Below are 17,008 nucleotides of genomic sequence, written 5' to 3'. Positions count from 1 at the left end.
AATTTGCTCGTGGAAATCGCCTGTCTCGACCTTGAAGGTGTACTGGTTCCGGAAATCTGGATCGCTTTCGCGGAAAAAACCGGAATCGAAGCGCTGAAGGCGACCACCCGGGACATCCCGGACTACGACGTGCTGATGAAGCAGCGCCTGCGCATCCTCGACGAGCACGGCCTGAAGCTTTCCGATATCCAGGAAGTGATCGCCACCCTGAAGCCGCTGGAAGGCGCCGTCGAATTCGTCGACTGGCTGCGTGAGCGCTTCCAGGTCGTCATCCTCTCCGACACCTTCTACGAGTTCTCCCAGCCGCTGATGCGCCAACTGGGCTTCCCGACGCTGCTGTGCCACCGCCTGATCACCGACGATACCGATCGTGTGGTGGACTACCAGCTGCGCCAGAAAGACCCGAAGCGCCAGTCCGTGCTCGCCTTCAAGAGCCTCTACTACCGCGTGATCGCGGCCGGCGACTCCTACAACGACACCACCATGCTCAGCGAAGCCCATGCCGGCATCCTGTTCCATGCGCCGGAAAACGTGATCCGCGAGTTCCCGCAGTTCCCGGCGGTGCATACCTACGAAGACCTCAAGCGCGAGTTCATCAAGGCCTCCAACCGCCCGTTGAGCCTCTGAGCCCCGCCCATGAAAAAGCCCGCGAAAGCGGGCTTTTTCATTTTTGTTGGCAGAAGGGATCTATGAATCCTTGTGGGGGCGAATTCATTCGCTAAGGGGAGCGAAGCTGCCCCAGGTTGTTAAAGGGGCAGGCCTTCGGCCTGCATAGCGATTGAAATCGCCCCCACAGGTGAACGGTTCACTTCCCCATCCCCTCCAACGCCTGCATCAACACCTTCACCTTGGTGATGGACTCGCGGTACTCCTCCTGCCAGTCGGAGTCGGCGACGATGCCACCGCCGCCCCAGCAACTGGCCTGCCCGTCCTTCACCAGCACGGTGCGGATGGCGATGGAGCTGTCCAGCTCGCCGCGAACATCCAGATAGAGCAGGGACCCGCAGTAGATCGAGCGTCGCGTAGGTTCCAGCTCGTCGATGATCTGCATGGCGCGGATCTTCGGCGCGCCGGTGATGGAACCGCCGGGGAAGCTGCCGGTAATCAGGTCCAGCGCGTCCTTGTCGTCGGCCAGGCGGCCAGTGATGGCGCTGACCAGGTGGTGCACGTTGGGGTAGCTCTCCAGGGCGAACAACTCCGGCACTCTCACCGAACCGATGGCACAGCTGCGTCCCAGGTCATTGCGCAGCAGGTCGACGATCATCAGGTTCTCGGCGCGGTCCTTGTGGCTGGCCAGCAGCTCCTCGGCCTGTGCGCGGTCTTCCGCCGGCGTCTGGCCGCGCGGTCGGGTGCCCTTGATCGGGCGGGTTTCCACCATGCCCTGGCTGACCTTGATGAAGCGCTCCGGCGACAGACTGAGGATGGCACCGCCATCGTCCAGCGCCTGATAGCCGGCGAATGGGGTTGGGCAGGCCGCGCGCAATGCCTGGTAGGCCGACCACGGATCGCCTTCGCAAGGAGCCTGGAAGCGCTGGGTGAAATTCACCTGATAACAGTCGCCGGCCTGGATATAGGCCTGCACCTGTTCGATGGCGTTGCGGTACTGCTCCTGGTCCAGGTTGGCGCGGAAGGGCGCCAGCAGGTGGAACGGAGTGGTCGCCGGTTCGGCAGGCTCGTTGAACAGGGCAATCAGGCGAGCGCGTTCGGCTTGCGCGAGGCTCGGATGGAACACCAGCTGGCTGGTGCGCAACTGGTGATCGCTGACCAGCGCCCAGGCATAGAGGCCGAGTCGGGCGTCGGGCAAATTCAGGTCGTCGACGGCTTGTTCCGGCAGTTGTTCCACCCTGCGACCGAAGTCATAGGACAGGTAACCGATCAGGCCGCCGACGAACGGCAACTCGATTCCAGCGGGCAGGCTCGCCTCGCCGAGGCTGGCCAGAGCCTTCCGCAGGCGCTGGGCGAAGTCGTTGGCCGATTCGCCCGGAGAAGCTGCAAATGCTGCCAATGGCCAAGCGCTGAATAGGTCATAGCGTCCACGCTCGGCGACCGGGCGGCCAGCGTCCAGCAGCACGGCGCCAGGCGCCTGGCGGATGCGGGCGAAGCGTTCGCAGGGAGATTCCTGATAGGGAAGTGCGTGCAAATGACAGTCAGGCATGGGGGCGGCAGGGGCTGAATGCAGGAGCGGATTCTAGTCTGCCTGTAGTGGCGATCCTAGAGCCTTTTCTGACGTTTACGTAGGAAAAACATTCTGATACTTATGTACCAATCCCACGGAGATGTACCTCCGAACCACAACGATAACGACACAGGGATTCAGGCAGTGGACGCAGTTCTCAACCCCGCAGCCGGTAGCCGCCAGCGCTCCAAACTCGTGACACCCCAGGCATCTGCCGATTATCTGCCCAGACCCCAGGTTCAGGCGGCACTGGCCGCCCATCCTCATGCACGCCTCCTGCTGTTCTCGGCACCCGCCGGGTTCGGCAAGACCACCGCCCTTGCGGCCCTGACCGAGCAGCGTCGCGCCGCCGGCAGCGCGGTGGCCTGGTTCTCGCTGGAGAGCGAGGATGACGACCCCGCGCGATTCTTCCAGCAACTGATCAAGACCCTCGGCGAAGCCGTGCCCGGAGTCGGCGACTACGCCCGGGGCTACCTGCACAACACCATGCAGGTGCCGGTCAACGCCGTGCTGGAAAGCCTGCTGGTTGACCTCGCCCGGCACAATGGTCCGCTCCTATTGGTGCTGGACGACCTGCACCTGCTCAAGGACCCGGAACTCTTCACCGCCCTCGGTCGCCTGGTGCGCCTGGCCCCCGCCAGCTTCACCCTGGCCATCGGCAGCCGCTCCCTGCCGCCGCTGAGCCTGGCCACCTTGCGGGCCAAGGGCTGGTTGCTGGAGATCGGGCTCGACGAGTTGCGCCTGTCCGTCGAGGAAACCCGCGACTACCTGGCCCGTACCGGCCTGCAACTGGATGATGCCGTACTGGCCGCCCTGCATAGCCATACCGAAGGGTGGGCGATTGGGGTGCAGCTGGCGAGCCTGTGGCTGCGCCACCAGCCTCAAGCCACCGAGCAGATGGAATGCCTGGGCAGTGACCAGGCCACCGTAGGCCAATACCTGCTGGCCAGTGTTTTCGAACAGCTGTCCGCCGATCTGCAGGACGCCCTCTTGGCCCTCGGTGTCGCCAGCCAGCTCAGTGGCGACCTGGCCAACGCGCTGACGGGACGGCAGGACGGCCAGGCCTTGCTGGAGCGGCTGGAAACCATGCAGCTGTTCCTCCTTCCACTGGATCGCGAGCGCCAGTGGTACCGTTTCCACCACCTGTTCGCCGATTTCCTGCGCGGTCGCCTCAAGACCCATGACCCGGAACGCCTGAAACAGCTGCACTTCAACGCCAGTCTGTGGTTCACCAACCACCACATGCAGAACCTCGCCATCGAGCACGCCAGCCTGGCCGAGGACCCGGACATGCTGGCTGCGCTGGTGGATGGCTGCGGCCTGGAGCTGATCAACCGCGGCCAACTGAACAAGATCTACCGCTGGCGGCAGAAGGTGCCGGACGACATCGCCGCGCGTTACCCGACCCTGATCCTGGCGGATGTCTGGAACCGCGCAACCGAGATGGCCCTGCCGGAAGCCAACCAGATGCTCGACGAGTTGCTGGCCCGCTGGGGTGGTACCCGCGCCGAGGCGCAGATCAGCGACAAGTACCTGGCCACCCTGGCGGTGAAGGCGGCCCTCGCCCTGCAGAAGGACGACCTCGAACTCTGCGTCACCATCGCCCGCAGGGTGGAGGCGCAGCTCGGGCGCAACCAGGCCTTCCTCGAAGTCGCCATCCTGGTGATCGGCGCCATGGCGCTGGTGACCCTCGCCCAGCCGGATCAGGCGCGCCGCCTGCTTTCCCTGGCGCAGCAGCGCAACCATTTCCTCCAAGGCCGTTACCTGGACATGCAACTGGCCAACGTCGAAATTCTCCTCGCCCTGGAGCAGGGGCAGGTGCGGCAGGCACAGATGCTCTTCGACCAGATGCGCGCGCAAGTCATTCCTCATCTGGGTGAGAAGTCCCGCGCCATGGCGCTGCCGGTCATAGTCGAGTCCCTGATCGCATACCAGCAGGGGCGCCTCGATGGACTGGAGGAGCGCCTCGGCGCCGCGCTGACCCATATCGACGTCATCCGGCCGATCGACATCTATGCCCAGGGCATGCTTTTCCTCGCGCGCATCCAACGCATGCAGGACAAGCCGAAGGAAGCGCAGGCGACCCTGGTGCTGATGCAGAACCTCGCTGCGCGCAACCAATCCTGGCGCTTCTATGCGCGAGCAGTGGCGGACGAAATCTCGCTGATGCTCCAGGAGCCCGGTACGGATCGCATCAAACGTGCAGAACAACGCTTCAAGGGCGTGGACTGGAACAAGCTGGCCAATGGCGGCGGCACCCAGCACGGCGCCAACTCGGCGCTCTGGGTACAGGGGCTGATTCGCGTTCGCCTGCAGCAGGCGCGGGGCCACTTCAGCGAGGCCCTGCACGAGATCACCCAGCTGCGCGGCAAACTCCAGACCAACTGGCATGGCATGCAACGCCTGCGCCTGGACCTGCTGGCCGCCCTCAGCTACCAGCGCCTGGGTTATCAGGAACGTGCCCAGAGCCTGCTGGTGCAGTGCCTGCTCTGTGCCGAACGGGAAGGCGTACGCAGCCTGTTCATAGAAGAGGGCGAGGCCATCCGCCAACTGCTCCAGCAACTGGAAGCGGCCGAGCGTCAGCCCGCCCTGCAAGGTTTCATTCGCGACCTGCTGGCGTCCTGGCCCGGCAACGACGCACGCAAATCCCTGGATGTGCTCGAAGAAGGACTCACCGACCGCGAGCGCGAGGTGGTCTGCCTGGCCGCCAAGGGCATGTCCAACGAGGAGATCGGACAGCAGTTGGCCCTGGCGCTGGGGACTGTCAAATGGCACCTGCACAACATCTACGAAAAGCTCAAGGTGCGTAACCGGACCCAGGCGATCCGGCGTGCCCGCGAGCTGGGGCTGCTCGAACCATGACCGACCTCTGCCTGTCACGCCCGCACCAGATTCCCTTGCTGCGCACCAAGCTGTTCCCGGCCGATGCCGGTGGCCGACCGGTGCTGCCGCGCCGCGCCCTGATCCAGCGCCTGCGCGGTGCACGGAATCGCCGCGTACTGGTCCTCAGCGCTCCGGCCGGGTTCGGCAAGAGCACGGTGCTCAGCCTGTTCCGCCAGCACCTCCAGGCCGATGGCGCGCACGTCGCCTGGTTGTCCTGCGATGAGGCCGACAGCGAGCCGCAGCGCCTGCTGCAATACCTGGTCGCTGCGGTGGATGCCACATTGCCCGGCTTCGGCGGCAATACCGTCGGCCTTCTGCAGGGGGACATGAACTGGCCCATCGAAGCGGTGATCGATGCCTTCGTCGGCGACCTGCAACGCATCGAGGGCGACCTCTACCTCATGCTCGACGACTTCCACCGCATCCGCCATGCCGCCCTCGACCAGGGCGCGCGCTACCTGATCGAGAACCTGCCGGCCAATGTCCACCTGGTCAGCAGCACCCGCTTCACGCCGCGGCTGTTGTTCAGCGAGGCGGAATCGCTGCTGCTGAAAGCCGAAGACCTGCGCCTCAGCCTCGACGAAACCGAGGCCTATTTCCGCGAGGTGCGCCAGCTGCCGCTGGCCAGCGACGAAGTGCGCCTGCTGCACACCCGCACCGAAGGCTGGATCACCGCTCTGCACCTGGCGAGCCTGGCGCTCACCCGGCATCCCGACCGCGCCGCGTTCCTTGCCAGCCTCAGTGGCACCGAGCGCAACATCGCCGACTACCTGACCGAAGACGTGCTCGAAAGCCTGCCGCAACCGTTGCAGCAGTTCCTTGACCAGACCTCGGTGCTCGACGAGTTCTGCGCCGACCTCTGCAATGCACTGACCGGTCGCCGCGACGGACTCGACATGCTGATGCGCCTGCAGCGCGAGCAGCTCTTCATCATTCCCCTGGACGAGCAGGGCGAGTGGTTCCGCTATCACCATCTGTTCGCCGAATTCCTCCAGGGCCGTCTGGCGCGCCAGACCGATTCGGCAACCCTGCTGCATGCAGCGGCGCGCTGGTGCGAAGGGCACGACATGCCGGATCGGGCCATCAAGTACGCCCTGCGTGGCCGGGATTTCGCCTTCGCCGCCCAGATGCTGGAGCGTCAGGGCGCGCGACTGATTGCCGGCAACCGGGTCTACGGCATCCTTTCGATGCTCAAGGGGGTGCCCGCCGAGGTCATCCGCGAACACCCGGTGTTCCAGATCTTCTATGCCTGGCAGCTGGCATTCGAACAGCGCTTCGCCGAGTCCGAGGCGCTGATCGAGGAAGTCAGCACGCGCCTGCTGCAGGGGCGCGGCAAGGTGATCCACTTTGGTCTCGGCGAACTGCTGGCTGCCTCCCAGGTGCTCAAGGCCCTGGTGATGCTCTACCAGGACAAACTGGAGGCCTGCCTCAAGGTCGCCCGCCAGTGGCTCTCCATGGTCCCGGACAACCAGCCGGTGTTTCGCGCGAGCCTGGCCTGTGTGCAGGCGGCGGCCTACGCGCTGATGGGGGAGTTCGGCGAAGCCGCCAAGGCCATCGCCGTTGCCCGCGACAACCTGAAGCTGGTGGACAGCGAATACCTGCATGTCATGACCAGCCTGATCGAAGCACTGATCTGCAAGGAGAGCGGCGAACTGGAACGCGGCCGCGCCATCGCTGAAACCGCCCGCGCCCGGGTGGAACGGGTGTTCGGCCGGCGCAGCCGGGTAGGCGGGCCGCTGGCCCTGGCCTATGCCGACCTTCTTTATGAGCAGGATCGCCAAGCCGCGATCCTCGCCGAATTGCCCCTGGCGACCACCTGGCGCGATGTGGCGACACCCGTGGAGCTGATCAGCCGCGGCCAGTTGGTGATGGCGCGGGCGCGCTTTTTCGCCGGCGAGCCGGAGCAGGCGCTGGTCCAGCTCGACGAATGGTTGGCTGGCCTGCAGGGCGCGGGCTACGAACGGGTCTTCGCCCACGGCATGGCCTGCAAGGTGCAGTTCCTGCTCTGGCTGCGCCGGCCCAATGAAGCGGAGCGCATCTGCCTGCAACTGCAGCAGCACCTCGCGGTGCTGCCGTTGGCGCGCTACTCCGATGCCCACACGGTGCTGGCCCTGACCGAAGCGCGCCTGGCGCTGACCGAACGCCGCCCCGAGCGCGCCCAGGCGAGCCTGGAGAATTGCCTCGCACGGCAACAGGATGAGCACCAGCGTGACCGTCGCCTGCGCCTGTCGCTGTTACTTTCTGTGGCGTATTGGCGCAAAGGTAACAGCGAGAAGGCCTTCGCCCTGTTCCAGAACACCCTGGAAGAGGCCTGGAACCGTGGTTACCGCCGGCTGTTCCAGGACGACGCGCTCTGGCTGCTACCGCTCTGGGATGCCTGGCGTGCGGCCGAACCGAAGCGCGCCGGCGCCTGGCAAGGCGTGGCTGAAAGCCTGCGCGAGCAATGCCGCCGGCTGGCCGTAGATCCTGAAACTTTCGATGAAAATCAAGACGTTAGCCATCGTGAGCGGGAAATCCTGCGGTATGTCGCGGCGGGTCTTTCCAACCGCGATATCGCCCAGGCGGTGCACCTGTCAGAGGCCACCATCAAGTGGCATCTGCACAACCTGTTCGCGAAGTTGGGGGTACGCAGCCGTACCCAGGCCGTGTTGAAGGGCAAGAGCCTGGGCCTGTTGAGCGAGGCCTGAGGTGGGAGTCCCGCCGCCCCTCCATCCCTTGGATGGGCTGGCAGCGGGGGAGGGGCTCAGTAGTTTTGTTCCCAGGTCGAGAAGCATGGTGCTTCACGAATCCTCGCCGGATGCGACTAAGGAAGCAGCGTCCGGCCAGGAGATCGGCGTCAGCCGGTCCAACTGCCGATGACAGGAGTCGACGGCAGGCCCCGGGGGCAACCCACCTGTGAACTTTGGAGATAAAAAGAATGAAAAGCTTCAAACAACTGGCTCTGGCCGCTGCTGTGCTCGCTGCTCCGTTCATGGCTCAGGCCGACCTCAAGGCCATGGACGATTCCGCTCTGTCCGGCGTGACCGGTCAGGACGGCATCAGCATCTCCGGTAGCTTCAACGGCTCCATCGGCAGCATCGTCTACACCGACTCCGAAACCTCCGGCAGCACCACCACCGCCGGTACCCTGCGTCTGGAAACCGTGTCCTTCACCGGCTTCGACATCCTCGACAGCGACCCGCTGAAGATCGACGTGATCGACGGTGGCGCCGGTGGCAGCGACAAGCTGCAGATCAGCCTGCCGTCCATCACCGGCCAGCTCTCGGTTGGCGCCATCCGCGTCGGCGACTCCAGTGCTGCCAGCATCGGCTCGCTGGCCGTCAACAACATGAACATGTCCGGCTCCACCCTGAAGGTCTGGGGTCACTGACAGCTGCGTTGATCCTGTAACCCGGAAAGCCTCGCCGACCTGGTCGGCGAGGCCTTTCCCCGCGAAAAGAGTCGAGTAGTCGGAACGGCAATGATCGAAATCCTGATTGGCAGTTTGCTCGGTCTGTTCGGCTTCACCCAGACGGTGGACACCAAGCCGCAACCGCAAGGCGCGGTGAACATCAGCCAGCCGCTCTCGCCCAATGGCCCGTACCGTGAAACGGCGGTCGTCGAGCCGATGAGCCAGCTGCAATTCCGCAACGTCATCCGCCAGGCCTACGACTACAGCTGCGGCTCCGCGGCGCTGACCAGCCTGCTGGACTACTACCTGGGCCGCAACCTGGAAGAACGCCAGGTGATGGAAGGCCTGCTGCGCTACGGCGAGGCCGACAAGATCGTCGAGCGCCGTGGCTTTTCGCTGCTGGACATGAAGCGCTTCGTCGGTGCCCTGGGCTACAAGAGTGGCGGCTTCCGTGCCGAGTTCGGCGACCTCGACGCCCTGGAGCACCCGGCCATCGTTCCGATCCACTACGGCGGCTTCAAGCATTTCGTGGTGGTGCGCGACGTCTACAACGACCACGTATTCGTCGCCGACCCCGCACTCGGCAACATCAGTTTCACCCGTGCCCGTTTCGAAGAAATCTGGGACCAGAACGTCCTCTTCGTGATCTTCCCCTCGGGCAACGAACCGCAAAACGCCATGGCCCTCACCGAGCGCGACCTGCGCCTGGTGGATGACCGCATCGTCAGCCTGCTGGCGTTCAAGGAGTTTCCGCAGATCACCAAGTTCACCCAGAACGAAATCGACGAACTGGGTTCGGGGGGCGACATCCGCTACATCCGCCGCAAGTGACACCCGCTCATAACAAGAAAGACCTGGGGATAGCACCATGGGACCAAGGGAATACGCATGGCTGGCCATGCTGGTGCTCTGTACCAGTCTGCCGCTGCACGCCGAGGAGAGCTCGGTGGACGAGGCGCGTGACGCGCTGAGCAAGAAGGAAGACGACGCCGACAGCGCCAAGGCGCTGGAAGAGGTGTTCCAGGCCTCCGAGAAGAGCTACACGCTGCTGAAGAAAGGCGAGCGCACGCTCACCTACGGCTTCGACTATTCGCTGGTGCGCGATACCCAGATCGAAACCTTCCGCACCGGCAGCAACGTCTACAGCGTGCTCAGCCAGAGCGAGGCCCAGCACACCTTCACCAACTCCTTCACCTTCGACTACGGCGTGTGGGACAACCTGACCTTCAGCGTGCGCCTGCCCTTCGTCGCCAAGTACGACACCGAGCGCGACCTGAACGTCTACAGCCTCGGCGACATCTCCGCCTCCCTGCGCTGGCAGCCCTGGGCCTCGACCCGTGGCCGCCCGGTCACCACGCTCTTTGCCACCCTGGGCCTGCCCACCGGGGAAAGCCCATACGACATCAACAGCGAGAACGACCTCTCCACTGGCAACGGCTACTACAGCCTGGGCGTCGGCGCCAACATGTCCTACGTGATTGACCCGGTCGTGCTGTTCGGTTCGGTGGGGTACACCTACAACATGCCGGTGCATGACATTCACCAGATGCGCGGCGGGCGCATCCTGGAAGACGTGGAACCGGGCGACACCCTCAACTTCAGCATGGGCTTCGCCTATGCGCTGTCCTACGACGTGTCCCTGGCCACCTCCTATCAGATGGCCTACACGACCAAGCCGACCTACAAGTTCGAGACCGCCAACCTGGAGGGCACCGAACAGACCAGTTCGATCATGAACTTCTCCCTCGGCCTGCGAACGTCGCCGGACTACATCATCAACGTCAACGCCGGCTTCGGCATGACCGAGGACTCGCCGGACGTACTCCTGGGGCTCTCCGTGCCCCTCGACATCAAAGGCCTCAAGGCCCAGTAACCGGCGAGAGATCACCTCATGAGCACGCACCTTTCGCCGCTTGCGCGGGCGATCGCCGGGGTCGGCCTGTGCTGGGCGGGCCTGGCCCAGGCCCAACTGGCCAACGACCTGACCATCGGCAACCCCAAGGCGATGGCCATGGCCAATGCCATTACCGCCGATTCCTCCGGGATCGACGCCGTGCACTACAACCCGGCCGCACTGACCAAGCTCAAGGGCCGCCAGACCACGGTGAAGTTCCTCACCGGCGTGATGGACATCCGCGCCAAGTTCGAAGCCCCCGAGGACTACGGCTTCCTCGGTTACGACGACGACCCGGTGGCGAACTCCAGCAGCCGCACGCTTACGCCAGCCATGTACCTGCCGGGCATGGGCGGCATGACCGAAGTGCCGGTGCTGTTCGCACCGCTGGCGGGTCTCTCGATCAATCCACCGGGCTCCAAGTTCACCTTCGCCACCAACGTCTACGCGCCCATGGCACTGGGTTACTCGCGGGATTCCGACAGCGATCCGGCGCGCTACCAGGGGCGTGAAGTCGCCTTGCAGCGCATCACCTACTTCTCGCCCTCGGTCGGCTACCAGATGAACGACGAACTGGCGGTGGGCCTGTCCATCGGCTTCTCCCACCAGGCGATGGCACTCAACCAGGACTTCCGCAACCCCGGCTTCCTGACCGGTCTGACCCGGCTGTTCAACGAGTTCCTCTGCCTGCCGGGAATGGGCGAAGTCGTCTCCGGGATCATCAACGTCTGCGGCGGCAAGATCGGCCCGTTCGACACGCTGGCCAACATGGACCTGGACCTTCAGCAGTCGCTGTCGCCCACCTGGAACATCGGCTTCCTCTGGGAACCCACTGACTGGTTCGCCTGGGGCGCCACCTACCAGAGCGAGGCGCGCATGCACCTGCAGGGCAAGTACCGGGTCGACTACAGCAAGGACTGGCAGGGCTTCTGGTCCGGCATGCAGTCCTCGCTGTTCGGCCAGGTGTTGAGCCCGCTGTTTCCCCTCGGCAACGTCGACGAAGAGCAGGGCAACGCGTCATTGGACATGACCTACCCGGACAACTTCTCCACCGGCATCAAGATCGTTCCCTTCGACCGCTGGCAGTTCAACTTCGACTTGAAGTGGAGCGGCTATAGCGACTGGAACGAGTTCGAGATCGAATTCGACCGCGAGCTGGACCTGCTGCGCATCGCCAAGAACTTCGGCGGCGGCAATGCCACCGACCGCAGCATCATCCTCGACCGTGGCTACCGCGACACTTGGAGCTGGGCACTCGGCATGCAGTACCAGTGGACCGACCGCCTGGCCGTGCGCGCCGGCTACGAATGGCGCCCCTCGGCCATTCCGGATGACAAGGCCGACGTGCTCGCACCCATCGGCGACGCCCACCTGTACGGCCTGGGCCTGGGGTACCGCTGGGACAAGGACACCAACATCGACATCGGCTTCAACTACTTCACCACCAAGCAGAGCACCAAGGCCGATACCAGCTGCAACCTCAACTGCAGCGGTATCGACAACCTGGTCTACAACCCCTACGCCGGCCAGAACGTCTCGACTTCGGTGAAGGCGTACATCCTGGCCCTGACCTACCAGACGACCTTCTGATGAAAGCGCCCATCCTGCTCATCGCCCTGACCCTCGCCGGCACCGCCCAGGCCAGCAGCGGCCGCTACCTCACCTGGATCGACGATCAGGGGCGGGTGCACAACACCTTCGTCGACAGTCGCTACAGCGAACAGCAGCGTCAGGCGGCCAGGCGCGTCGTCCAGAGCGACCAGGCACGCCTGAAGGACAGCGACGACGCCCAGTGGCCCGGCAGCGCCAAGGCCGGAGAAAGCAAGCGGCGCTATTTCACCTGGGTGGATGCCAGCGGCAACCTGCAGAACAGCTTCTACGCGGCCGGTCAGGTGGATTCGGGACAGCGCGACTTCGTGCTACCCAACGGCCAGCGCTCGGAGGAGTACGTCGACTCGGACGTCCTCGAAGGCCGTGGCTACTCCCGCCCGGAACAGGGGCCGGCGTACTTCACCTGGGTCGACGAGCAGGGCCGCACCCATAACTCTCCGGTGCCGGCGCGAGGCAAGGAGACGGATGGGGATGATGCGCGCCCCGGTCCCGTCGCCTACACCGAAGCCCGCGAGATGGAGTTCAAGCGCAAGGCCGCGCTGTTGCCCTCACTGGACGGGCAGCCCACCGCCGCCATGAAGGCCCTGCTGGAGGGCAGCGAAGAGCAGGGCGAGGCGCTTTACCAGAGCCTGGTGGACCGCTGCTGTGGCCAGTTGGCGGATGCCGCCTTCACCGAAGTCTCGGTCGAGGAGCCGCGTTACGAGGAGCTGAACAACCTCTCGCCAAGCTTCGACTTCCCCATGGGCCGCAGCTACTACAGCGCCCTCAAGCTGCCGCGCTCGCAGCACAGTTACGGCTTGCGCATCCGCAGCTTCGCCAATCGCCAGGTGGTCTATCCCTCGCTGCTGTTCCTCGACGAGGCCAAACGGCCCACGCGATTGGTGAGCGATGCGATCTACCAGCTCCACGGTGAAACCTGGTACCGCTATGCCTTCATCGAAGGCACCGTGCAGGTCCGCGCCAATCAGGGCGAACGCTATGTGCTGCTGCTGACCACCGATGAAGACCGCAGCCTGCAGACCCTGGACAACAAACCCTTCAAGCGCCCCCTGCAGGACCTGGCCCTGAGCGAGGCGGGCATGCAGGTGCATGAGCACGCGGACCAGGGCTCGTTCGAGCTGGCCATTGTGAAATGAGGCAGGGACTGCTCTTCATTTGTGGGGGCGAATTCATTCGCTAAGGGCAGCGCAGCTGCCCCAGCTCTTCCGGCAGGCCTTCGGCCTGCTCAGCGATTGAAATCGCCCCCACAGGAGGTGCACAGGACTTGGTGCCTGCGCGCTTTGCTCCCCTCTCCCTTCGGGAGAGGGGCCGGGGGTGAGGGAGGGCGGTGAAACCTTCGCAGGGTGTCTTGATCGCGCGCTATGCTGGCAACCCCAGCGACCCGAAGCGGATTTCCTGCCATGTCCGACACCAGTGCGCTCTTCACCCGCAACTCCGACGCCTACCGCGCCAATCGTCCCACCTACGATCCCGCCCTGATCACCTGGCTCAGCCAGCAGGCACCGGACCTTGCCCTCGCCTGGGATTGCGGTTGCGGTTCCGGCCAGGCGACCGTCGACCTCGCGCGGCATTTCCAGCGCGTGGTGGGGACCGATGTGAGCGCGCAGCAACTGGCCAAGGCCGAGCCGGCGGCCAATATCGACTACCGCTGCGAGCCGGCGGAGCAGACCTCGCTGGCCGACGCCAGTGTCTCCCTGACCCTGGTGGCGCAAGCGCTGCACTGGTTCGACCTGGAGCGCTTCTACGCGGAAGTGCGCCGCGTGAGCCGGCCGGGCGGGTTGCTGGCGGTGATCTCCTACAACCTCACGACGATCACGCCCGAAGTGGATGCATTGGTCAGTCACCTCTACAACGACATCCTCGGCAGCTACTGGGCCGAAGAGCGCCGGCACGTGGAGCAGGGCTACCGCACCTTGCCGTTCCCCTTCGAACGCATCGAGGTGCCGCCCTTCACCCTGGATGCCGAATGGGATCTGGCGCGGCTGCTGGGTTACCTGGAAAGCTGGTCGGCCGTGGGCACCTACAAATCTGCCCACGGTACCGACCCCCTCGACCCGCTGCGCGAACGCTTCCAGCAGGCCTGGGGCGACCCGGCCAGCACCCGCCGGGTGAGCTGGCCGTTGGTGGTGAATTTGGGGCGGATTTCCTGAAGTCGGGCCATTCCTTTGTGGGGGCGAATTCATTCGCTAAGGGCAGCGCAGCTGCCCTTGGCTCCCTGGCAGGCCTTCGGCCTGCTCAGCGATTGAAATCGCCCCCACAATGTATGTCGACCGACGAGCCTCACCCTCAAGCCGGCAAGCTCGCATCCTTCCCATTGTGCGAAGTGAAGTCCACCGACCGGTCCACCATGTTGATCGCCGCCACCAACTGCTCAGGCTGAGAGCGGGCCGAGGCCATGGTCCACTGGTCATATCGGTCGTTGCCGATCCGCACCATGCGGATATGGGTGGTGCGGTCGGCGTCGACCACCGGGTCCGGATCGAAGAAACCCAGCTTGCGCCGCAGCTTCTCCAGGTCCGTTGGGTCGCCGGTGAGGAATAGCCAGCCCGGACCGACATGGTGGGACTCGGCGTACTCCCTGAGGATTTCCGGCGTATCCAGCTCCGGTTGCAGGGTGATGGAGTACATGAAGACATTCTTCCCGGCGCGGTCGCCCAGCAGCTTCTGGGTGCCGCGCAGGTTGGCGGTCATGGTGGGGCAAAGGCCGCCGCACATCGTGTACATCATGTTGAAGGCCACCACCTTGTCGCGCATGAGGTCGTCGTAGAGCTTCACGCGTTTGCCCAGGTGCGTGTAGAGCGTGAGGTTTGGGAAGTAACGGGCGCCGAAGCTGTCGCCCTCCGCGTACTCGGGTTCCGGGGCGGCCCAGTTGCGGCCCACCAGGCCGGCGCCCAGCGCGGCCACGCCTGCGGCAGCCACACCGGCGCCGAACAGCAGGTTTCTGCGAGTGTTCATCTGGCATCTCCAGTCACGATCAAGGTTGGCTTTGGCTCAGCTGACGCCGCACTCGGCGGGCGCTTCGGGTGGCGTGTCGTCCTCGATGTCCCAGCGCATCATCATGCCGTGGTCCTCATGGATCACGTTGTGGCAGTGCATGACGTACTTGCCGGTGAAGTCGCGGAAGCGCAGGAACACCCTGACCGCCTCGTTCTTGCCGAGCACGTAGACGTCCTTGCGTCCTCGCTCGTGTTCCGGAATGGCCACGGGTATGCCGTTGACCGTCTTGCTGAGGATGCGGCCCTCCTCGAAGTGGATATGCACCGGGTGCTGCCAGCCGCCACTTTCGTTGACCAGCTCCCAGATCTCGCACTCGCCCTTGTCGATCTTGGCGCTGGTGTCGAGGATGTTTTCCGGCTTCCCGTTGACGGCCCATTCGCCGCCTTTGCGGTCGAACACCCAGCGGCGCACTTTGGCCCGTTCGATCTCCTCGTCGCACAGCGGGCGCAGCGGCCGCAACACGTCCGGCACCTGGCTCAGGTCCTGTTCCGGCGGATCGCGATCCACCAGCAGCTTGAGCACCTTGGTGCCGGATCCGTCGACCTTGTCCGGACCCTTGGTGGTGTCCTGGATCAGGCGGTTGGTGAGGAACAGCTCGGTGCCAATGGGGTACTTGGAGAAATCCACCACCAGGTCCGCGCGTTCGGCGACGCCCAGGTGCACCTTGCCCATGTTGCGGATGGGCGCGGGCAGCAGATTGCCGTCGTTGGCGATGTAGGTGAAGGTCTGTGCCTTGCCCTTGCTGTCGTGCAGATAGAATTCGTAGAAGCGCGACGGGCCGGCATTGAGCAGGCGCAGCCGGTATTTGCGGCGGGCGACCCGCAGCACCGGTTCGATCTTGCCGTTGACCAGGGTCTTGTCGCCGAGGGTGCCGTCGGGGCTGAAGCGGTCGAAGACCAGCTGGCCCTTCGAGTCGAAGCGCATGTCGTTGAAGCTCAGCATGTAGTCGTACGGGAAGCTGGGCAGGCGCAGCGCTTCGGGGCTCGGGTCCTTCTCGTTGCCGGAATCCAGGTGATCGAAGATGACGTAGAAGCCGAACATCCCGCGCACCACGTTCTGCGAGGTGGCCTGCCAGGTGTGGTCGTGGAACCACAGCGTGCCGAGGGCCTCACGGTAGTCGCCGATGCCGTTCTGCATCTCGTCCAGGCCGGCGTAGACGTTGGGGTAGAAGTGGTCCTTGTACTCGCCCTTGTAATCCATCGTCAGGCCCTGCTTCTGGGCACTGAAGAAGTCGCCGGGAAAACCGTCACTTTCCGAAGGGCAGTGCAGGTTGTGCAGGTGCACGGAGATATAGGGAACGCCGACGCCGACGTGGTCCTTGGGCAGCTTGCAGTGGAAGCGGCACAGCACCGGCTGGCCGTAACGGGCAAAGATGATCGGGCTGAAACTGTCCGGGGTGGAGTCGGCCGCGCGGTAGCTCCAGACCTTGATTTCCGGCAGGTCCGGGTGAGCCTTCCAGGGGCGCTCCACCACGTTGATTTCGTACATCGTCGGGTTGACGCCCAGTTCGTCATAGCGCTGGTGCGGCTTGCGGCCGCATTCGCCGTGTTCTGCGTCGGCGGTTGCGGAAGGCGGGGCCACCTGCACGCCGTCCGCGCCATGCAGCACGCTGACCGGGTTCAGCGGACTCATCTGGTTGGGAAGGAATTCCTTCCACGGTGTGGTTCTCGGGCTGGTGATTTCCGAGGTGTCACTGTCCTTGGCCTGACTGTCGCTTTCCGCGAGCAGAAGGGGCAGGGCGCTGGCGGCAGCGGACCATTTGAGGAACGAGCGGCGATTGGTGTTGGCGGGTTGTTCTGGTTGTTGGTGGCTGTCACCGGTGGCATTACTGGCGACAAGCGAGGTTCCCCTGTACAGCAAGCGAGAGATATTCACGGCTGCGGTCCTCCACAGCTTGATTGACGGTGAATTTTCGATCGCTCTGACTGCTTCAGAAGCACCTCGTACCGGTCGGCCTTATTGGCTCTGTAGTGATCTCCGGTCGAAGCCTGTATCGCGCTTTTTGAAACAGGTTGAAACAAACTTATAGGAGGCAATTCCGCAGTGCCATCATTCA

The 17,008-nt window shown here is 64.3% G+C and carries 12 protein-coding genes; 9 read left to right on the top strand and 3 right to left on the bottom strand.

Going from position 1 to position 17,008, the window contains the following annotated elements; all coding sequences use genetic code 11:
• Nucleotides 1–9: 9 nt before the first annotated feature.
• On the top strand, nt 10–627 hold the full coding sequence (gene thrH / locus DM872_RS28905) for a bifunctional phosphoserine phosphatase/homoserine phosphotransferase ThrH (RefSeq protein ID WP_179062619.1): 618 nt from the start codon (nt 10–12) through the stop codon (nt 625–627).
• A 178-nt stretch (nt 628–805) separates the two neighbouring features.
• On the opposite strand, the gene pabB is transcribed toward thrH, so the two are convergent.
• The gene (gene pabB / locus DM872_RS28900) at nt 806–2,155 is read right to left on the bottom strand and encodes an aminodeoxychorismate synthase component I (protein WP_179062618.1); all 1,350 of its coding nucleotides are present in this window, start codon (nt 2,153–2,155) and stop codon (nt 806–808) included.
• A 165-nt stretch (nt 2,156–2,320) separates the two neighbouring features.
• On the opposite strand from pabB, the gene DM872_RS28895 reads away from it, so the two are divergent.
• The 8 genes from DM872_RS28895 (at nt 2,321) to DM872_RS28860 (ending at nt 14,105) form a co-directional block, all read left to right on the top strand.
• Nucleotides 2,321–5,038 (top strand): LuxR C-terminal-related transcriptional regulator, encoded by a 2,718-nt coding sequence (locus DM872_RS28895; protein WP_373273749.1) that lies wholly within the window; start codon nt 2,321–2,323, stop codon nt 5,036–5,038.
• Entirely contained in the window at nt 5,035–7,746 is a 2,712-nt protein-coding gene (locus DM872_RS28890; protein WP_179062616.1) for a helix-turn-helix transcriptional regulator, read from the top strand. Before DM872_RS28895 ends, DM872_RS28890 begins: the two co-directional genes overlap by 4 nt.
• A gap of 230 nt (nt 7,747–7,976) precedes the next feature.
• Complete coding sequence (locus DM872_RS28885) at nt 7,977–8,429, top strand: DUF6160 family protein (protein WP_077526271.1); 453 nt, start codon at nt 7,977–7,979, stop codon at nt 8,427–8,429.
• Between the two features lie 90 nt (nt 8,430–8,519).
• Complete coding sequence (locus tag DM872_RS28880; protein ID WP_077526270.1) at nt 8,520–9,281, top strand: C39 family peptidase; 762 nt, start codon at nt 8,520–8,522, stop codon at nt 9,279–9,281.
• A 37-nt stretch (nt 9,282–9,318) separates the two neighbouring features.
• Nucleotides 9,319–10,323 (top strand): transporter, encoded by a 1,005-nt coding sequence (locus tag DM872_RS28875; RefSeq protein ID WP_179062615.1) that lies wholly within the window; start codon nt 9,319–9,321, stop codon nt 10,321–10,323.
• A gap of 18 nt (nt 10,324–10,341) precedes the next feature.
• Nucleotides 10,342–11,934 (top strand): outer membrane protein transport protein, encoded by a 1,593-nt coding sequence (locus DM872_RS28870; protein WP_179062614.1) that lies wholly within the window; start codon nt 10,342–10,344, stop codon nt 11,932–11,934.
• Entirely contained in the window at nt 11,934–13,091 is a 1,158-nt protein-coding gene (locus tag DM872_RS28865; protein WP_179062613.1) for a MalM family protein, read from the top strand. The genes DM872_RS28870 and DM872_RS28865 overlap by 1 nt, the downstream gene beginning before the upstream one ends.
• Before the next feature lie 264 nt (nt 13,092–13,355).
• Complete coding sequence (locus tag DM872_RS28860) at nt 13,356–14,105, top strand: class I SAM-dependent methyltransferase (protein ID WP_179062612.1); 750 nt, start codon at nt 13,356–13,358, stop codon at nt 14,103–14,105.
• Between the two features lie 136 nt (nt 14,106–14,241).
• Here DM872_RS28860 and DM872_RS28855 read toward each other — a convergent pair whose 3' ends face one another.
• Complete coding sequence (locus DM872_RS28855; RefSeq protein WP_179062611.1) at nt 14,242–14,910, bottom strand: SCO family protein; 669 nt, start codon at nt 14,908–14,910, stop codon at nt 14,242–14,244.
• 36 nt (nt 14,911–14,946) lie between these two features.
• Nucleotides 14,947–16,827 carry a multicopper oxidase family protein gene (locus DM872_RS28850; RefSeq protein WP_179062610.1) on the bottom strand — a complete coding sequence of 627 codons (1,881 nt, stop codon included), beginning with the start codon at nt 16,825–16,827 and terminating at the stop codon, nt 14,947–14,949.
• Between the last annotated feature and the right edge of the window lie 181 nt (nt 16,828–17,008).

The sequence above is a fragment of the Pseudomonas taiwanensis genome (assembly GCF_013393345.1).
GTDB classification, from domain to species: domain Bacteria; phylum Pseudomonadota; class Gammaproteobacteria; order Pseudomonadales; family Pseudomonadaceae; genus Metapseudomonas; species Metapseudomonas resinovorans_C.
This window is presented reverse-complemented; position numbering and strand designations above follow the sequence as displayed.

Bases quoted from the DNA above. Each gene is read 5' to 3' on its own strand.
- DM872_RS28875 (WP_179062615.1), top strand. From the start codon at position 9,319: ATGGGACCAAGGGAATACGCATGGCTGGCCATGCTGGTGCTCTGTACC.
- DM872_RS28865 (WP_179062613.1), top strand. From the start codon at position 11,934: ATGAAAGCGCCCATCCTGCTCATCGCCCTGACCCTCGCCGGCACCGCC.
- DM872_RS28860 (WP_179062612.1), top strand. From the start codon at position 13,356: ATGTCCGACACCAGTGCGCTCTTCACCCGCAACTCCGACGCCTACCGC.
- DM872_RS28870 (WP_179062614.1), top strand. From the start codon at position 10,342: ATGAGCACGCACCTTTCGCCGCTTGCGCGGGCGATCGCCGGGGTCGGC.
- DM872_RS28890 (WP_179062616.1), top strand. From the start codon at position 5,035: ATGACCGACCTCTGCCTGTCACGCCCGCACCAGATTCCCTTGCTGCGC.
- DM872_RS28885 (WP_077526271.1), top strand. From the start codon at position 7,977: ATGAAAAGCTTCAAACAACTGGCTCTGGCCGCTGCTGTGCTCGCTGCT.
- DM872_RS28880 (WP_077526270.1), top strand. From the start codon at position 8,520: ATGATCGAAATCCTGATTGGCAGTTTGCTCGGTCTGTTCGGCTTCACC.
- pabB (WP_179062618.1), bottom strand. From the start codon at position 2,155: ATGCCTGACTGTCATTTGCACGCACTTCCCTATCAGGAATCTCCCTGC.
- DM872_RS28855 (WP_179062611.1), bottom strand. From the start codon at position 14,910: ATGAACACTCGCAGAAACCTGCTGTTCGGCGCCGGTGTGGCTGCCGCA.